Annotated in this window: 19 protein-coding genes; 7 read left to right on the plus strand and 12 right to left on the minus strand. The window is 72.2% G+C overall.

The features are described 5' to 3' along the window. Positions 1–119 precede the first annotated feature (119 nt). Positions 120–389 carry a type II toxin-antitoxin system PemK/MazF family toxin gene (locus AC069X_RS18565; protein ID WP_478729655.1) on the plus strand — a complete coding sequence of 90 codons (270 nt, stop codon included), beginning with the start codon at positions 120–122 and terminating at the stop codon, positions 387–389. Then, positions 386–736, plus strand: coding sequence for a DUF488 domain-containing protein (locus tag AC069X_RS18570; RefSeq protein ID WP_478729656.1), 351 nt, complete (start codon positions 386–388; stop codon positions 734–736). The genes AC069X_RS18565 and AC069X_RS18570 overlap by 4 nt, the downstream gene beginning before the upstream one ends. 62 nt (positions 737–798) lie before the next feature. On the opposite strand, the gene AC069X_RS18575 is transcribed toward AC069X_RS18570, so the two are convergent. From AC069X_RS18575 to clpS, 8 genes are all read right to left on the minus strand, one after another. Continuing rightward, positions 799–1,227, minus strand: a complete 429-nt coding sequence (locus tag AC069X_RS18575) for a DUF7144 family membrane protein (RefSeq protein ID WP_478729657.1) — start codon at positions 1,225–1,227, stop codon at positions 799–801. 195 nt (positions 1,228–1,422) lie between these two features. Continuing rightward, a complete protein-coding gene (locus AC069X_RS18580; protein ID WP_478729658.1) occupies positions 1,423–2,373 on the minus strand; it encodes a PLP-dependent cysteine synthase family protein in 951 nt (316 codons plus the stop codon). Continuing rightward, complete coding sequence (locus tag AC069X_RS18585; protein WP_007264347.1) at positions 2,373–2,651, minus strand: MoaD/ThiS family protein; 279 nt, start codon at positions 2,649–2,651, stop codon at positions 2,373–2,375. Before AC069X_RS18585 ends, AC069X_RS18580 begins: the two co-directional genes overlap by 1 nt. Before the next feature lie 81 nt (positions 2,652–2,732). Continuing rightward, on the minus strand, positions 2,733–2,840 hold the full coding sequence (locus AC069X_RS18590) for a putative leader peptide (protein WP_478729659.1): 108 nt from the start codon (positions 2,838–2,840) through the stop codon (positions 2,733–2,735). Positions 2,841–2,917: 77 nt separating this feature from the next. Next, the gene (locus AC069X_RS18595; protein ID WP_478729660.1) at positions 2,918–3,340 is read right to left on the minus strand and encodes a M67 family metallopeptidase; all 423 of its coding nucleotides are present in this window, start codon (positions 3,338–3,340) and stop codon (positions 2,918–2,920) included. Between the two features lie 163 nt (positions 3,341–3,503). After that, positions 3,504–4,949: an amino acid permease gene (locus AC069X_RS18600; RefSeq protein WP_478729661.1), complete on the minus strand. Its 1,446-nt coding sequence runs from the start codon at positions 4,947–4,949 to the stop codon at positions 3,504–3,506. Between the two features lie 338 nt (positions 4,950–5,287). Next, on the minus strand, positions 5,288–5,890 hold the full coding sequence (locus AC069X_RS18605; protein WP_478729662.1) for a DUF2017 domain-containing protein: 603 nt from the start codon (positions 5,888–5,890) through the stop codon (positions 5,288–5,290). Continuing rightward, on the minus strand, positions 5,890–6,204 hold the full coding sequence (clpS, locus tag AC069X_RS18610) for an ATP-dependent Clp protease adapter ClpS (protein ID WP_478729663.1): 315 nt from the start codon (positions 6,202–6,204) through the stop codon (positions 5,890–5,892). Before clpS ends, AC069X_RS18605 begins: the two co-directional genes overlap by 1 nt. Before the next feature lie 81 nt (positions 6,205–6,285). On the opposite strand from clpS, the gene AC069X_RS18615 reads away from it, so the two are divergent. The 3 genes from AC069X_RS18615 to AC069X_RS18625 all read left to right on the plus strand — a co-directional run bounded on the left by AC069X_RS18615 (position 6,286) and on the right by AC069X_RS18625 (position 8,852). Beyond that, on the plus strand, positions 6,286–7,617 hold the full coding sequence (locus AC069X_RS18615; RefSeq protein ID WP_478729664.1) for a nicotinate phosphoribosyltransferase: 1,332 nt from the start codon (positions 6,286–6,288) through the stop codon (positions 7,615–7,617). Between the two features lie 154 nt (positions 7,618–7,771). Next, the gene (locus AC069X_RS18620; protein WP_478729665.1) at positions 7,772–8,377 is read left to right on the plus strand and encodes a nicotinamidase; all 606 of its coding nucleotides are present in this window, start codon (positions 7,772–7,774) and stop codon (positions 8,375–8,377) included. Between the two features lie 61 nt (positions 8,378–8,438). Next, positions 8,439–8,852 (plus strand): hypothetical protein, encoded by a 414-nt coding sequence (locus AC069X_RS18625; protein ID WP_478729666.1) that lies wholly within the window; start codon positions 8,439–8,441, stop codon positions 8,850–8,852. On the opposite strand, the gene AC069X_RS18630 is transcribed toward AC069X_RS18625, so the two are convergent. Together AC069X_RS18630 and AC069X_RS18635 are read right to left on the minus strand one after the other, a co-directional pair. Next, positions 8,849–9,157 carry a hypothetical protein gene (locus AC069X_RS18630; protein WP_478729667.1) on the minus strand — a complete coding sequence of 103 codons (309 nt, stop codon included), beginning with the start codon at positions 9,155–9,157 and terminating at the stop codon, positions 8,849–8,851. The genes AC069X_RS18625 and AC069X_RS18630 overlap by 4 nt on opposite strands. 112 nt (positions 9,158–9,269) lie before the next feature. Next, entirely contained in the window at positions 9,270–11,624 is a 2,355-nt protein-coding gene (locus AC069X_RS18635; protein ID WP_478729707.1) for an immune inhibitor A domain-containing protein, read from the minus strand. Positions 11,625–12,089: 465 nt separating this feature from the next. On the opposite strand from AC069X_RS18635, the gene AC069X_RS18640 reads away from it, so the two are divergent. Beyond that, positions 12,090–12,419, plus strand: coding sequence for a hypothetical protein (locus tag AC069X_RS18640; RefSeq protein ID WP_478729668.1), 330 nt, complete (start codon positions 12,090–12,092; stop codon positions 12,417–12,419). Positions 12,420–12,488: 69 nt separating this feature from the next. On the opposite strand, the gene AC069X_RS18645 is transcribed toward AC069X_RS18640, so the two are convergent. Next, entirely contained in the window at positions 12,489–13,223 is a 735-nt protein-coding gene (locus tag AC069X_RS18645) for an RDD family protein (RefSeq protein ID WP_478729669.1), read from the minus strand. A gap of 155 nt (positions 13,224–13,378) precedes the next feature. Next, positions 13,379–14,992 (minus strand): RDD family protein, encoded by a 1,614-nt coding sequence (locus AC069X_RS18650; protein ID WP_478729670.1) that lies wholly within the window; start codon positions 14,990–14,992, stop codon positions 13,379–13,381. Positions 14,993–15,306: 314 nt separating this feature from the next. Between AC069X_RS18650 and AC069X_RS18655 the strand changes: the two genes are divergently transcribed. Next, positions 15,307–15,789, plus strand: coding sequence for an SsgA family sporulation/cell division regulator (locus AC069X_RS18655; protein WP_478729671.1), 483 nt, complete (start codon positions 15,307–15,309; stop codon positions 15,787–15,789). The last annotated feature ends 17 nt before the right edge of the window (positions 15,790–15,806 follow it).

Genomic DNA, 15,806 nt, shown 5'->3' on the forward strand with positions numbered 1-15,806 from the left:
TGGATGGAGGGGAGGGGTTGTTGCCCCCCCCCCCCCCCCCCCCCCCCACCCCCCCCCCCCCCCCCCCCCCCCTCCCCCCCCCCCCCCCGCGGCTGCGGCCGGGTGAGCTGTGGTGTCTGGTGGACGGCCGGACCTGCCTGGTGCTGGCGGTGCGGCCGCACCGGGGGCGGGTGCGGGTGGCGTGGATCGTCTGGAAGTACGACGACCGGCGGGCCGGGGTGATCCCGCTGCCGCCGGGGACGGCCGGGGCGGCGGCGCACGGGCGGGGCGGCTTCCTGGAGGCGGACCGGCCGGAGGAGGTGTCGGTGTGGGAGTTCCGCACGCAGGTGGGGACGCTGGACCCGGTGCTGTGGGACGAGGCCAAAGGGCTGGGAGGCGGTGCGGAGTGATCCGGCTGCGGCGCGTCTACGATCCCCCCGAGCCGGGGGCGGACGGGGTGCGGGTGCTCGTGGACCGGCTGTGGCCGCGCGGGCTGTCGAAGGAGGCGGCCGCGGTGGACGAGTGGCCGCGGGCGGTGACTCCGTCGGCGGAGCTGCGGAAGTGGTTCCACGCGGGCGGCTCCGCCGCGGAGTTCCGCCGGCGGTACGAGGCGGAGCTGGCGGACCCGCGGGCGCGGGCCGAGCTGGCCCGGCTGGGGGAGCTGGCGGCGGCGGGGCCGCTGACCCTGCTGACGGCGGTCAAGGACCCGGACCACAGCCATGCCTCGGTGATCGCGGAGCTGCTGGGGGGCTCGTGAGCGCGTGCCGCCCCGCCGCGGGTGCGGCGGGGCGGCACGGACGGCGCGGGGCGGGGTGGGGGTCAGATGTGGGCGATGGGCTGCCGGTCGGTGCACAGGGCCCAGATGACGAACACTCCGATGGCGATCGCGATGAGCGCCCACAGGGGCTGGTAGGGCAGCCACAGGAAGTGGAAGAGGACGTAGACGGAGGCCACGACGACACCGCCGGCCCGGCCCCACTCGGCGCCCTTGAGGATGCCCACGCCGACGGCGAAGACGATGACGCCGAGGATCAGGTGGATCCATCCCCACGCCGTGAGGTCGAACTTGAAGGTGTAGTCGCCGACGGGCAGGTAGACGTCGTCCTTGGCGATGGCCGCGATGCCCTCGAAGACGCTGAACACGCCGCCGACGGCCATCAGGACCCCGGCGAACGCCGTGCCTCCGGTGGCCCAGGCACTGGTGGCGGCCGTGCCCTTCGGGGTGGTACTGCCCGGGGTGGTGGTCATGTCGCCACCTTCCTGCTGCGGGGAACCGGTCGGTTCCGAGCGTGCGCGCGCAGGAGGGGGCGGGCGACCCCGAAGGGGCCGAACGGGTGAACCGGGAGCCCGACGACGGACGCCGCCGGACCCGCGGGTCGCGGGCCGGCGGCGTCCGTGGCCGTGCCGTGCCGTGCCGTGCCGTGCCGTGAGGGCGTACGGGCCTCAGGCCCAGAGCTGCCCCTGGAGGACCTCGATGGCCTCTTCGGTCGTCGCCGCCGTGTAGACGCCGGTCGACAGGTACTTCCAGCCTCCGTCGGCGACGACGAAGACGATGTCGGCGGACTCCCCGGCGGCGACCGCCTTGCGGCCGACGCCGATCGCCGCGTGCAGCGCGGCTCCGGTGGAGACGCCCGCGAAGATGCCCTCCTGCTGGAGGAGTTCGCGGGTGCGGGTCACCGCGTCGGCGGAGCCGACCGAGTAGCGGGTGGTGAGCACCGAGGCGTCGTACAGCTCGGGGACGAAGCCCTCGTCGAGGTTGCGCAGGCCGTAGACGAGGTCGTCGTAGCGCGGCTCGGCGGCGACGATCTTCACTCCGGGGACGTTCTCGCGCAGGTAGCGGCCGACGCCCATGAGGGTGCCGGTGGTGCCCAGGCCCGCCACGAAGTGGGTGATCGACGGGAGGTCGGCGAGGATCTCCGGGCCGGTGGTGGCGTAGTGGGCGCCCGCGTTGTCCGGGTTGCCGTACTGGTAGAGCATCACCCAGGAGGGGTTCTGCTCGGCCAGTTCCTTCGCCACCCGCACGGCGGTGTTCGAACCGCCCGCGGCCGGCGACGAGATGATCTCGGCTCCCCACATCGCGAGAAGGTCGCGGCGCTCCTGCGAGGTGTTCTCCGGCATGACGCACACGATCCGGTAGCCCTTGAGCTTCGCGGCCATCGCGAGCGAGATGCCCGTGTTGCCGGAGGTGGGTTCCAGGATGGTGCAGCCGGGGGACAGGCGGCCGTCCTTCTCCGCCTGCTCGACCATGTGGAGCGCCGGGCGGTCCTTGATCGAGCCGGTCGGGTTGCGGTCCTCCAGCTTGGCCCAGATCCGGACGTCCTCGGAGGGGGACAGCCGCGGCAGGCGCACGAGCGGGGTGTTGCCGACCGCCGCGAGCGGGGAGTCGTACCGCATTACTTCGAGCCGCCGGCCACGGCCGGGAGGATGGTGACGCTGTCGCCGTCCTTGAGGGCGGTGGAGATGCCGTCGATGAAGCGGACGTCCTCGTCGTTGAGGTAGACGTTGACGAAGCGGCGCAGCTTGCCGTCCTCGACGATGCGCGCCTCGATGCCCTGGTGGCGGGTGTCCAGGTCCGCGAACAGCTCGGAGAGGGTGGCGCCCTCGCCGTTCACGGCCTTCTCGCCGTCGGTGTAGGTGCGGAGGATGGTCGGGATGCGGACCTCGATGGCCATGGCGGGCTCCAGTGTCGTGAAGGGGCGAAGAGGTGTGCGGGCGCGCGTTGGTGCAGCCCCCGCGCGGAAGGGGCCCGGTGCTCAGGAGGCAGGACAGATGGCGCTGGCGAGGCGGCACAGGTCGACGTGCAGCCGCGCCACGAGCAGCAGCCTGCCGGGCGTCTCGATGCTCACGTCGTGGGAAACCATGCGGTCATGTTAACGATTCCCGGTACCGCGTTTGGAGTGTGATCCCGCATCGTGGACGCCAGTGGCTCACATGGTGGTCAGTAGGCGGCCACGACCTGCACTTCTTCCTCGGTGATCACGCCGTCGCGGATCCGGTAGGAGCGGAACTGGAACTCGCCCAGGCCGTCCTGGTCGGCCGTGGAGACGAGGACGTAGTGGGCGTCCGGCTCGTTCGCGTACGTCACGTCCGTGCGCGAGGGGTAGGCCTCGGTGGCGGTGTGCGAGTGGTAGACGATCACGGGGTCCTCGTCCCGGTCGTCGAGCTCGCGGTAGAGCTTGAGCAGATCCTTCGAGTCGAACTCGTAGAACGTGGGCGAGCGGGCCGCGTTGAGCATCGGGATGAACCGCTCGGGGCGGCCGGTGCCCGCCGGGCCGGCCACGACGCCGCACGCCTCGTCCGGGTGGTCCTTGCGGGCGTGCTCGACGATCTGGTCGTACAGGGCCTGGGTGAGGGTCAGCATGAGCGACAGGATAAGCAGACGGGCCCTCTCGTACCGAGGAGTGGTACGGGAGGGCCCGAATGGTGGACACGTCGGCCTGGGCGCAGGGCCCGGGGGGCGTCCGGGGGGTGTGGTTCCCGGCCGCGGCAGGCGGCCGGGACGCACGGTCAGCGGGTCAGCGGGTTCAGCGGGTGACCTTGTTGAAGGCGGCGCCGCGCGGGTTGCGGGCCTTGAGGACGAGGTACGAGACGCCCAGGACCAGACCCCATAGCGGGGCGCAGTACAGCGAGACGCGGGAGTCCTTGTCGACGCCCATCATCACGATGACCATGCCGATGAACAGCAGGGCGAACCAGCTGGTCCAGGGGGCGCCGGGGGCGCGGAAGGCGGACTGGGGCAGTTCGCCGCGGTCGGCCTTGGCGCGGTAGCGGATCTGGCAGACCAGGATCATGATCCAGGCCCACATGCCGGAGATGGTGGCGAAGGAGACGACGTAGTCGAAGGCCTTGCCCGGGGCGACGTAGTTGATCCAGACGCCCACCAGCATCAGCGCGGCGGAGAAGGTGGTGCCGACCAGCGGGGTGCCGTTCTTCGTGAGCTTGGTGAAGAACTTCGGGCCCTGGCCGTTGAGCGCGAGGTCGCGCAGCATGCGGCCGGTGGAGTACATGCCCGAGTTGCAGGAGGACAGGGCGGCGGTCAGCACGACGAAGTTGACGATCGCGGCGCCGATGCCGAGGCCCATCTTCTCGAAGGCGAGCACGAAGGGGCTCTCGCCCGCCTTGAAGTTGGACCAGGGGATGACCGACATGATCATGATGAGCGCGCCGACGTAGAAGACGGCGATGCGCCACGGCACGGTGTTGATGGCCTTGGGCAGGGTCTTCGCGGGGTCCTTGGACTCGCCGGCGGTGACGCCGACCAGCTCGACCGCGAGGAAGGCGAACATCACGATCTGCAGGGTCATCAGCGTCTCGCCGATGCCGTGGGGGAAGAAGCCGCGGTCGTTCCACAGGTTGGAGACGGAGGCGGTGGCGGCGGCGTCGGAGAAGCCGATGGTGAGGATGCCGGCGCAGATCAGGATCATGCCGACGATGGCGGTGACCTTGACCATGGAGAACCAGAACTCCAGCTCGCCGAAGAGCTTCACGGAGATCAGGTTGGCGCCGTAGAGGATCACGGTGAAGATCAGCGCGTACGCCCACTGCGGGAAGCCGTCGTTCGTCCAGTACGACATGTACTTGGCGGCGGCGGTGACCTCGGTGATGCCGGTGACCACCCAGAACAGCCAGTAGGTCCAGCCGGTGGCGTAGCCCCAGAACGGGCCCAGGAACTCGCGGGCGTAGTCCGAGAACGAGCCGGACACGGGGCGGTACATGAGCAGTTCGCCCAGGGCCCGCATGATGAAGAAGATGACCAGTCCGGCGATGGCGTAGGCCAGGATGAGGCTCGGTCCGGCCTTCGAGATCGCCTTGCCCGCCCCGAGGAACAGGCCGGTGCCGATGGCTCCGCCGATCGCGATCATCTGGATCTGGCGGGCTCCGAGCGCCCGGTGGTAGCCCTCCCCGTCACCCTCGCCCTGACCGCCCTCGCCGGGCGTCCTGTCGTGCTGCTCGACCTGCACTGAGGTCATGTTTTGGTGCGCCTTTCTCCACGCCGACCCGCGCCTCGAAGGCTGCGGATCGGGTCCTCGATCCCCCCGGATACGGATGGAGTTGCACGCCGGCGGTCAGCCGGTTCAAGCAGGCCGGGGGACATGGGTGGCGTCCCGTCGGCGGTCGTGAAGATTTATCACGTGCTTACGGGTGGGAGAAGGCGGGAAAAGTGGCGCAGGGCACGCCAATATCAGGACATTGGGGCTGAAAAGCGTCAGATCATTGCATGGCGGTGATCTGATCGTTATCCGGATTTGAGCGTCCGCTGAGCGAACACACACGTGCCCTTGACGTCCCCGGGGCGGACGGACCTCCGTCAGAGGGTCTCGATGAGCGTCTCCTGGAGGCCGCCCAGCCACAGGTACGCCATCACCATCGGCTTGCGCGGGTCGTCGTCCGGGAGCCGGAACAGCACGGCGCTCTCGTCGTCCTCGGTGATGTCGAGCCGGGCCGCGATGGTCAGCCGCAGGTCGTTGAGCGCGCCGAGCCAGCGCAGCGGCAGCTCCCCGGTCAGCTCCAGCACCGCCGCGCCGTCGCCGGCCGGGGTGAGGGAGTCGAGGCTGCGGACGACGGCCAGCGCGTCCTCCCGCTTGCGGGTGCGCAGGTCGTTCTCGGTGAAGCGCCGGAACTCCGCCGAGCGGGCCCGCAGCTCCTCCGGGTCCTCCCCGCCCTCCGCACCGGCGGGGCCCCCGTACGCGTCCGGGAACAGGCGGGCCAGCGCCGGGTCGGACGGCGGCTCGGTGGGGCCGTCGGAGGCGAACAGCACGGCCAGCGGGTCGGCGTCCGCGTCGGGCTCCGGTGCGCCCGGGCCGATCAGCTCCAGCAGCTGCACGGCCAGGGAACGCAGGATGGAGATCTCGATCTCGTCCAGGGCCACGGCCGCCCCGCCGCCCTTCAGGGGCTCGAACGTGCCGCCCATCAGCCGCGGTCCTGCGACAGCGTCGCCCAGAGCCCGTAGCCGTGCATGGCCTGCACGTCGCGCTCCATCTCCTCGCGGGTGCCGCTGGAGACGACCGCCCTGCCCTTGTTGTGGACGTCGAGCATCAGTCTGGTCGCCTTGTCCTTGGGGTAGCCGAAGTACGCCTGGAACACGTACGTCACGTAGCTCATGAGGTTGACCGGGTCGTTGTGCACCAGGGTCACCCACGGGACGTCGGGTTCGGGGACGGCGAAGGTCTCCTCGGCCGATTCGGTGCGTTCGATCTCAATGGGAGCAACACTCACTTGTCCCATGCTGCCACTGCGGAGGGCCGGTCGCACAAACGGGCTCCCCCATCTCGTCACTTTGACGAAATGTGCGCTAGCATCCGTGACATGAACCCTGCGGACCTGGGCCTGCCGGTGGACGTGCCGTCGACAGCGCTCTTCACGGATCACTACGAGCTCACGATGCTGCAGGCCGCCCTGGCCAACGGCACCGCCGAACGCCGCTCGGTCTTCGAGGTCTTCACCCGGCGGCTGCCCGAGGGACGGCGCTACGGAGTGGTGGCCGGTACCGGACGCGTGCTGGACGCCGTGGAGAACTTCCGCTTCGACAGCGCGGTGCTGGAGTTCCTGCGGGAGCGGGCGGTCGTCGACATGCGGACGCTGGACTGGCTGGCGTCGTACCGCTTCTCGGGTGACATCTGGGGCTACCCCGAGGGCGAGGTCTACTTCCCCGGATCGCCGGTCCTGCGGGTCGAGGGCAGCTTCGCCGAGTGCGTGCTGCTGGAGACCGTGATCCTGTCGATCCTGAACCACGACTCGGCGATCGCGGCGGCGGCCTCCCGGATGGCCTCGGCGGCCGGCGACCGCCCCCTGATCGAGATGGGCGCGCGGCGCACCCACGAGCTGGCCGCCGTGGCCGCCTCGCGGGCCGCGTACGTCGGCGGCTTCACCTCCACCTCCGACCTGGCGGCCGGATTCCGGTACGGGATCCCGACGGTCGGCACCAGCGCGCACGCCTTCACCCTGGTGCACGACAGCGAGCGGGACGCCTTCACCGCGCAGGTGGCCTCGCTGGGCGGCGGGACCACCCTGCTGGTGGACACGTACGACGTCGCCGAGGCCGTGCGGACCGCGGTGGAGGTCGCCGGGACGGACCTCGGCGCGGTCCGGATCGACTCCGGCGACCTGCTGCTGGTCGCGCACCGGGTGCGGCAGCAGCTGGACGAGCTGGGCGCGACGGACACCCGGATCGTGGTCACCTCCGACCTGGACGAGTACGCCATCGCCTCGCTGGCGGCGGCTCCGGTGGACGCGTACGGGGTGGGCACGCAGCTGGTGACCGGCAGCGGGCACCCTACGTGCTCGATGGTCTACAAGCTCGTCGCGCGGGCCGCCTCGGCCGACCCGAAGGCGCCGCTGGTGCCGGTGGCCAAGAAGTCCTCCGGCGGCAAGACGTCCGTCGGCGGGCGCAAGTGGGCGGCGCGGAGGCTGGACGCCGACGGGGTGGCGGAGGCGGAGGTCGTCGGCACCGGGCCGGTGCCGGCCGCGCTGGCCGGCTCGCAGCTGCTGGTACAGCTGGTGAAGGCGGGCGAGGTGGTCGCCCGCGAGCCGCTGGACGCGGCCCGGGACCGCCACCGCGCGGCGCGCGCCGGCCTCCCCCTCTCGGCGACCCAGCTCTCGCGCGGCGAGGCCGTCCTCCCGACGGAGCTCGTCTCCTGACGTGCCGGGCCCGCCTCCGACGCGCCGCCCGCGCCGGAGGCGGGCCGGCCGCCCGGCAGAACCCGGGCCCGGCGGGGCTTGAGGCGCGGGAGGCCGGGGGAAGAGCCCCCGCAGGATTCCGCCGTACACCACCGTCTACCTAAGGACACGCGACATGCACCGCGCACTGATCGTCGTCGACGTACAGAACGACTTCTGCGAGGGCGGCAGCCTCGCGGTCACCGGCGGGGCCGACGTCGCCGCCGCGATCACCGAGCTGATCGGGCAGACCACCCCCGGCTACCGGCACGTCGTCGCCACGCGCGACCACCACGTCGACCCCGGGTCCCACTTCGCCCGGCCCCCGGCCGAGCCCGACTACGAGACCTCCTGGCCGGTGCACTGCGTCGCCGGGACCGAGGGCGTCGGGTTCCACCCGAACTTCGCTCCCGCCGTCGCCTCCGGGGCGGTCGCCGCCGTCTTCGACAAGGGCGCGTACGAGGCCGCGTACAGCGGTTTCGAGGGCGCCGACGAGAACGGCCGGGGCCTCGCCGAGTGGCTGCGCGACCGGCACGTGAGCGAGGTCGACGTGGTCGGCGTCGCCACCGACCACTGCGTCAAGGCCACCGCCCTCGACGCGGCCCGCGCCGGCTTCACCACCCGCGTCCTGCTGGACCTGACGGCCGCCGTGGCCCCCCACACGACCGAGAAGGCCCTGGAGGAGCTCCGTACGGCCGGGGTGACCCTGGTCGGATCCCTCACCGCGGCACCTGGTGAGTAAAATCGAGAACGATTTCTAGAATTCTCTACTCAACGCTCACCGCGTGGGCTACCGTGAGGGTATGCAGACCGCAAAGATCGACGTCGACCCCACGACCCACGACAGGATCGAGCTGCTCGCGCTGGCCTGGGAGGTGTCGCCCGGCGAAGCCGTTCGCCGCCTCCTGGACCGGTTCCAGCAGCAGGGCCCGGGGCCGGAGCAGTCACCTGCCCCCTCCCCGGCCGCACCCCCGCAGGGAGTCGTACCCGTCCACGCCGTCTACGCCGGCGCCCGCGTGAGCGGCTTCTACGACCCGCTCACCGAAAACCTCACCATCGCCACGGGTGCACCCGGCGCCGGCCACTACAAGACCCCAAGCGGGGCGGCCGCAGCCGTCCTGCAAGCCCTCAAACCCCACGTGAAGCCCAACCGCAACGGCTGGGGCTTCTGGATCGTCGACGAGACCGGCGAGCTGCTGCAGAGCATCCGGCGCTAGCCCGCGCCGCCCAGGAGGGCGCGGATCGGGTGCCAGAGTTCCTGTTCGCGGTCCGGGGCGCAGCGCCACAGGAGGCCGTCCGGGTGGTGGAGGACGGCGGTGATCTCGTCCGGGGTGGGGGGCTGCGCGTTGCCCCGCAGGTACACGGCCCGCATTCCGAGGTTCCGCAGCCTGGTCAGGGCGCGGGCCCGGTTCACGGCGTGCACCAGTACGCGTACGTCTCCGCCCTCGCCGGACGGCCTGGGCAGCGTGAGCGCGACCACCACGCTGCCGCCTGGCAATCTGACGAAACCTCCACCGGGCATGATCTTCAGCTCCCCCGTCAATAAGAACAGTCGCCCACGCATCTAAACGCGATCGGCCGCCGCCCGCTAGGGGGCGACGGCCGATCATGTTGTGACCTGCGGCTTTGCCGGATTACTTGACGGAGGGGCCGACCTCGATCGTCATCTGGAGGCCGTCGTAGGTCTCCTTCGCGATCTTGATCTTGGTGTTGGTGTCAGCGACCTTCACCGAGCCGGTCGGGTTCTCGTCGTAGTAGTACTTGCCCTTGTGGTCGTCGAAGGCCAGGTTCGCGGGCTTCGGCTTGACGAAGAGCGACTCGCCGTTCTTGTGCAGGGTGAACGCGTCCGTGGAGTACGCGCTGAACGTGGCGTCGTACGGCTGGATCTTGTTCCGCAGCAGCGTGCCGTCCGACCACTTCATCGGCTTGGCGTTGGCGTCGACCGGCAGGATCAGGCCCTGGCCCGGGTGCTGGCTGGTGTTGTTGTCCTTCTGGGACTTGTCCCACAGCCAGATCAGCAGGCCGTCCTGGTACGGGTAGTGCTCGACCCAGCCCGGCTTGGTGTTGGCCCAGCCGAAGTTGTACGGGCCCACCTTGAGGGTGGAGTCGTACGAGACGTAGCGGCGGTTCTCCACGATGTAGTACTGCGGGTACTCCTTGGTGAAGCCCGCGCCGATCCGCTCGAAGCCCTTGCCGGTCCAGCCGTTGTCGCCGTTCTCGGCGCCGTCGGTGAACAGCGGGGCGCCGTCCGCGGTGAGGGTGACGGCGTCGGCCGTGAAGCCCTTGCCGCCCGCGCCGCCGTCCGTCTGGTAGCGGAAGCGGAGGTCGACCTTCTTGCCCGCGTAGGCGTCCAGCGGGAAGTTCAGGGACTTCCAGGCGCCGGAGACACCGGTCAGCGACGGGCTGCCGGAGGCGTCGGCCGGGATGGCCGCACCGTCGGCGGTGCCGGCCAGCGCGGTCCAGGTGGCGCCGCCGTCCGTGGACACCTCGGTGTAGAGGAAGTCGTAGTCGGCCTCGATGTCCCACCAGCCCTTGAGGGAGAGGGCGGCGGACTTCTTGCCCGTCAGGTCGACCGAGCGGGTCAGGGTGTTCTTGAGGTCGTCACCCATCTGGCTCCACCACTGCGAGGAGCCCTCGGCGGGAGCGACGATGTCGGTCTTGACCTGCTTCTTCGGCAGCTCGACGACCAGCGCCTGCTTGTCCTTGGTGTTGTACTCCGCCACACCCAGCTTGTGGGTGGACTTCGTCGCGGCCTTGGCCGTGTCGTAGTTCAGCCAGCCCAGCTGGAGCTTGTCCCAGGCGGTCATGTCGCCCGGGAGGTCGCCTATGGAGTCCTTGCCCTGGCCGAGCCAGGAGCCCGCGGACATGAGGGACCAGAAGCCGACCGAGTTCTCGCCGCCACCGGAGGTGTCGTAGAGGTCCGGCAGACCGAGGTCGTGGGCGTACTCGTGCGCGAAGACGCCCAGGCCGCCGTTCTCCGGCTGCACCGTGTAGTCGCCGACCCAGATGCCGGTGTCGCCGATCTGGGTGCCGCCGGCCTTGTTGTTCTCCGGGCCGGTCTTGCCGACGTCCGTGCCGTACGCGTACCAGCGGTGCGCCCACAGCGCGGTCTTGCCCTGCGCGCCGCCGCCGGCCGACTCGTCCTCGCCCGCGTGGACGATCTGGAAGTGGTCGATGTAGCCGTCGGGCTCGTTGAAGTTGCCGTCGCCGTCGAAGTCGTTGCGGTCCCACTGGTCGTACTGCGCCAGCTGGGCCTTGATCTGGGCGTCGGTCTTGCCGGCCTTCTTCTGGGCCTCCGTCCACGCGGTGACGCCGTCGCGGACGGTGTCCCACACGTTGGAGCAGTTCGACTGGCCGCAGAAGTTCGAGCCGTAACGGGCCTCGTTGTACGGGACCTTGACCCAGTCGGAGACCTCGCCCTCGACCGAGTAACGGCCCGAGGAGGTCTTCTCCATGTAGGTCTTCAGCGACTCCTTGCCCTGACCCGTACCGAAGTACAGGTCCTGGAAGTACTCGCGGCTGTAGTCCTTGCGCCAGGCCGTGCTGTTGTTGATCGCGCGGTCGGGCTGCGCGATCGTGTTGTGCAGCGGGCCGGGGGTGCCGCCGTACTTCGGCTCGGCCGGCTTCGGGCCCTCCGGGCCGTCCGGGTCGTGCATGGTCGTGTTGTCGACCTGGTCGCCGAACTCGACGAGGATCGTGAAGATCTTGTCGGTCTTCTCGCGGCCCAGCTCGACGTACTTCTTGTCGTCGAGCTTGACGACCTTCGAGGCACCGCGCTGCTCGACGTTCTTCTTGCCCGCCAGCACCTGGTCGAGGGCCGCTTCGCGCGCCTGCGCGTTCTGCTTGCTGAACGGGGTTTCGAGGTTGTGCTGGACCTGCTCCTTCGCGGGGGAGCTCGGGTCCTGCTTGTCGGCGGCGGGAGCGCCGCCCCAACTGGTGTCGGCCTGCGCCGTGGTGAAGAAGGCGCCCGAGGCCGCGGTCGCGGCCATGGTCACGCCGACGGCGGCGGCGCGCAGCGCGCGACGCCTGGTGGAGTTTCCGGTCACTTGATGTCGTTCCCCTCCCGCGGCCGCGACGTAGGTCGGAACGTCTCCTTAGGAGCGGGGGGTTCCGCGCGGCGCGCGTCTCAAGTGACGACATTTGACCGGAGAGTCCAAAGAAAAGACAGACCTTGACTTCTTCCTTACAACTGCACTATGCGGTCAGCGAGTTCCGCTATTCGGACGTTCCGCCGTCATACGGGCCCATCCGGGGCGAAGGGCTCCACTTGTTCTCCACCGCCGGGCGTGTTGCGACCGGCCGTGCGACGCCGTGCGCCCCTCCGTGCCCCGGCACCGTGGGTAAGGTCACGCTTACCTGTTGCTCCGTCCGGGCATGCCCTACGGGAGTCACTTGACGCGTGCGCGAACTGTTGAGGCGACTCCCCCCTCCACGCCTTGAGGACGGAAGAAGCCATGCCGCGTCCGACTGCCGCACAGCTCGCCTACGGCTCCGCCACCGTCGTCGCGTCGACGATCGCCATGCTGCTGCTCTCGCAGACGAGCACCGGGATCGGAGTCGCGGTCATCGCCGCCGCCGCGCTCGCCCTCGGGCTGCTGGTCGCGCTCACCGTGCCGATCCCCCGCCGGCGGGGCCGCCACGCCGCGCGGCGGGCGGCCGGGCAGGGCGGCGCGGGGCGGGCCGCCGGGGACTCCGCCGCGCGGGGCGGGACGGCGGCGGGGACGGGTGCCTCCCGGGCGCCCGAGCCGCGGACGGCCTCCGCGGACCACCCCGTCCACCACTGACCGGACACCGGCGCGGGCGGCCGCCCCCACCGGGGTCGGCCGCCCGCGCGTGCCCTCGTACCACTCGCCTCAGGTCGAGGTGACCACCACCGTCTTGGCGACCTTGTCGTGGAGCGCCTGCCGGTACGGCTTGTCGACGAGCATCGACACGATCAGCGCGAGCGGCCACAGGCAGAAGCAGCACAGCAGCGTCGGCACCCACAGCACGGCGGCGCGGCCGAGCGCGGCGCCCGAAGGGGGCACGCTGCCGTCGTTGAGCATCGCGACGCGCAGGCCGAGGGCCTTCTTCCCCACGGTCTGGCCGTTCTTGCGCGTGAACCACCAGTCGTAGCCGACGTACGCGACGATCGCGATCAGCGTCCACACCAGACCGGTGCCGCCGTACGACCTGGAGATGACCTCGCTGACGTCCTCGCCCCGGTCGGTGTCCACGACGTAGCGGCTGGTGCCGAACGGCAGTTGGATGAGGAAGAGCGGGATCCCGACGATGAGCAGGTCGATCACGCGCGCCCCGAGCCGCTTGCCGAAGTCGGCGAGCGGGGGCATCCCGGCGAGCGGGTCGGGCATGCCGTAGCCGCCGCCCCCGCCGTACGGGTCTCCGGGCCCGCCGCCGCCGTACGGGGGCGGGGGCGGCGGCGGATAACCGCCGGGGGGCGGGGGAGGCGGGGGGTAGCCGCCGCCACCCGGGGGCGGTGGCGGCGAGCCGTACGGCGAACCGCCCGACGGGGGCGGCGGCTCCTGGGGCTTCTTGAGGAACGGATCGTCCTCGGGCCGCTCGCCCGGCGGCGGCTGGTCGGTGCTCATGGCCCGAGTGCAACCCGGGTCCGCCCTCCCCGCAACGCGGCGGCGTCCATCCGGGGCACCGGCCCCGGCGAGGCCGGGCCGGGGCCGGGGCGTGCACGGCGGGGGGCGCGGCGCGGGCCGGGGCCGGGGTCGGGGTCAGCGGGCGGGTCAGCGGGTCAGCGGGTCACGTACGTGCTCGCCGCCAGGTCGTGCCAGGCCCTCCGGCGGGGCCGGTCCACCAGGCACCACAGGCTGCCCGGCAGCCCCAGGAAGGCGTACACGAGCCAGCGGCGCAGGGCCGCGCCGAAGCCGGGCGGGCGGAGGGTGGCGGTGGCCAGGACGCGCACGCCGAGCAGCTTCTTGCCCGGGGTACGGCCCCAGCGGGCGGTGGGGAGCGCCTCGTAGAGGAGGCCGAAGAGCAGCACGGCACCGAGTACGAGGCCCAGCTGCCCGGCGGTGGTGGCGTCGAGCAGCCACACGGTGGTGGTGCGCCCGCTGGCCTGGGCCGCCTCCACCTTGGCCTGTAGATGGGCCGTCATCCGGGGTACGAGGGGCAGCGCGACGGCCGCGGTGACGGCGGCGTACGCGAGGGAGTCCAGCAGCCGGGCGGTCCCCCGCCGCCCCAGCCCGGCGGGCCGCGCGGCCCGCTCCGCCATCCGCTCGAACACGGCCCGGCTGTCCTCCCGGACGGGCCCGGACGCGGCTGCGGCTGCGGCTGCCGCCGCCGACGCCTCCTGGGCGGGGGCGGGGGCGGGCGGCTCCGGCGGGGCGGCCGTACGGGGCCGCGGGCGCGCGGGCGCGGAGGCCTCGGGCGGGGACGCGGGGGCGGAGGCGCGGGGCCGCGGCGCGGGGGGCTCCGGTGCGGGGGGCTCCGGTGCGGGGGCGGCCGGGCGGGGCTGGGGCCGGGCGGGCGGGGGCTCCTCGTACACCGGGTACGCCGGTGCCGCGTCGGCCGGACGCCCCGGGGCGTGACGCGCGGGCTCCGGCCGCGCGGGGGCGGGCTCCGGGCGCCGCGGCGGGGCGTCCGGTACGGCCTCCGGCCAGCTGGAGGTGAGCCCCGAGGTGCCCGCGCCGGGGGCGTCGGGCCAGGCGGGCGGCCGGGCCGAGAGGATGCCGACGCTCTCGGCGGCGGCCTGCGCCGGGAGCCGCCGGGCGGTGGCGGCGGGCGCCGGGGCGGGCCGGGCCAGGGAGATCCCGGCGGGCCGGGCGGGCTCGGACTCCGCCGGGTCGCCCCAGGACACCCGCGCGTCGCGGGGGCCGCCGAAGCCGGCCTGGTGGGCGGGGTCGACCTGCCAGCCGCCCTGCCCCGCCCCGCCTGCGGGCCGGGGCGCGCTCGCGGGGGCGGGGCCGGAGCCCCGGTCCTCCGCCGGGTCGCCCGCCCCTCGTCCGGGCTCCCGGCCCGCCCCGGAGCCCCACTCCCGCGCGGGGGCGTCGCCCGGCCCCGCGGCGGCACCGCCCTCGGCGCTCCAGCCCCCGCCCTGGCCGCCGCCCGCCTGCGGGCCCGAGTCCCACGCGGGGCCGGGAGCCGCGTCGCGGACCCGCGCCGCAGCGGAGCCGACGGAACCGGCGGGGTCCCATCCGGCCGGGGGCCGCGGCGCCGGCCCCGGGTCCGGAGGGGCCTCCGCCATCGAGGTCTCGTCCAGGAAGACCGGCCCCGTCTCCTCCACCCGGACGGCAGCGGGAACGGCGGCGGGACGGCTCGTACCCGGGACCCAGGACGCGCCGTTCCAGTACCGGACGTACCCGGGGATGGACGGGTCGGGGTAGTAACCCTCGCGGGCGGCGTGCACTCCGTCACCAGGGGAGGCCGTCAATGTCCCCAACTCCGATCGTGGCTTGAGGCTTGTGCAGGGGAGGACCCAAGGGGAGGACCATAGCCAAGAACCCCCGCCCGGCAGGTCGGGTAACGGGAGATTCCAAGCGTTCGGGCGAACCTGGCCCCGCCCCCACCCCAGCCGACGCATTCCGGTCAGCCGACAGATTTCGGCCAACCTGACATTCGGTGCGGAAACCCGCGTCATACCCGGGCACGAGGGAGCTCTCTCCCCGTGCGGGGCGAAACGCGTCCCGCGTCCGCAAGCGAACGCACCGAAGTGAGGCCGCCATGCACCACCCCGTCATCGAGCGCGAACTGGAACTGAAGCTGGTCCTGTCCCCCGAGCGCAGCATCCCCGTCCCGGCGAAGCTGCTCTACCTCACCGACGACCCGTACGCCGTCCACGTCACCTTCCACACCGGCTCCAGCACCCCGGTCAACTGGACGTTCGCCCGCGAGCTGCTCGTCGAGGGGGTGTTCCGCCCGTGCGGCCACGGAGACGTCCGGATCTGGCCCACGAAGATCGACAACCGGTCCGTCCTGTGCATGGCACTGAGCTCCCCCGACGGCGACGCCCTCCTGGAGGCCCCGGCCTGCGCGGTGTCGGCCTGGCTGGAGCGCACCCTGCGCGTGGTCCCGCCGGGGACGGAGGCGGAGCTGCTCGGCCTGGACGCCGCCCTGGCCGACCTGCTCACCCCCACCCCCGCCGACGAACTGTGGCTGCGCGACCCGTGGCCGTCGGACGACTCCGCGGACGGCGGCGACCTGTGACGCGCACCCGGCACCGA

This window comes from Streptomyces sp. NPDC043896 (assembly GCF_056435605.1).

Bases quoted from the DNA above. Each gene is read 5' to 3' on its own strand.
- AC069X_RS18575 (WP_478729657.1), bottom strand. From the start codon at position 1,227: ATGACCACCACCCCGGGCAGTACCACCCCGAAGGGCACGGCCGCCACC.
- AC069X_RS18580 (WP_478729658.1), bottom strand. From the start codon at position 2,373: ATGCGGTACGACTCCCCGCTCGCGGCGGTCGGCAACACCCCGCTCGTG.
- AC069X_RS18585 (WP_007264347.1), bottom strand. From the start codon at position 2,651: ATGGCCATCGAGGTCCGCATCCCGACCATCCTCCGCACCTACACCGAC.
- AC069X_RS18590 (WP_478729659.1), bottom strand. From the start codon at position 2,840: ATGGTTTCCCACGACGTGAGCATCGAGACGCCCGGCAGGCTGCTGCTC.
- AC069X_RS18595 (WP_478729660.1), bottom strand. From the start codon at position 3,340: ATGCTGACCCTCACCCAGGCCCTGTACGACCAGATCGTCGAGCACGCC.
- AC069X_RS18600 (WP_478729661.1), bottom strand. From the start codon at position 4,949: ATGACCTCAGTGCAGGTCGAGCAGCACGACAGGACGCCCGGCGAGGGC.
- AC069X_RS18605 (WP_478729662.1), bottom strand. From the start codon at position 5,890: ATGGGCGGCACGTTCGAGCCCCTGAAGGGCGGCGGGGCGGCCGTGGCC.
- clpS (WP_478729663.1), bottom strand. From the start codon at position 6,204: ATGGGACAAGTGAGTGTTGCTCCCATTGAGATCGAACGCACCGAATCG.
- AC069X_RS18615 (WP_478729664.1), top strand. From the start codon at position 6,286: ATGAACCCTGCGGACCTGGGCCTGCCGGTGGACGTGCCGTCGACAGCG.
- AC069X_RS18620 (WP_478729665.1), top strand. From the start codon at position 7,772: ATGCACCGCGCACTGATCGTCGTCGACGTACAGAACGACTTCTGCGAG.
- AC069X_RS18625 (WP_478729666.1), top strand. From the start codon at position 8,439: ATGCAGACCGCAAAGATCGACGTCGACCCCACGACCCACGACAGGATC.
- AC069X_RS18630 (WP_478729667.1), bottom strand. From the start codon at position 9,157: ATGCCCGGTGGAGGTTTCGTCAGATTGCCAGGCGGCAGCGTGGTGGTC.
- AC069X_RS18635 (WP_478729707.1), bottom strand. From the start codon at position 11,624: ATGGCCGCGACCGCGGCCTCGGGCGCCTTCTTCACCACGGCGCAGGCC.
- AC069X_RS18640 (WP_478729668.1), top strand. From the start codon at position 12,090: ATGCCGCGTCCGACTGCCGCACAGCTCGCCTACGGCTCCGCCACCGTC.
- AC069X_RS18645 (WP_478729669.1), bottom strand. From the start codon at position 13,223: ATGAGCACCGACCAGCCGCCGCCGGGCGAGCGGCCCGAGGACGATCCG.
- AC069X_RS18655 (WP_478729671.1), top strand. From the start codon at position 15,307: ATGCACCACCCCGTCATCGAGCGCGAACTGGAACTGAAGCTGGTCCTG.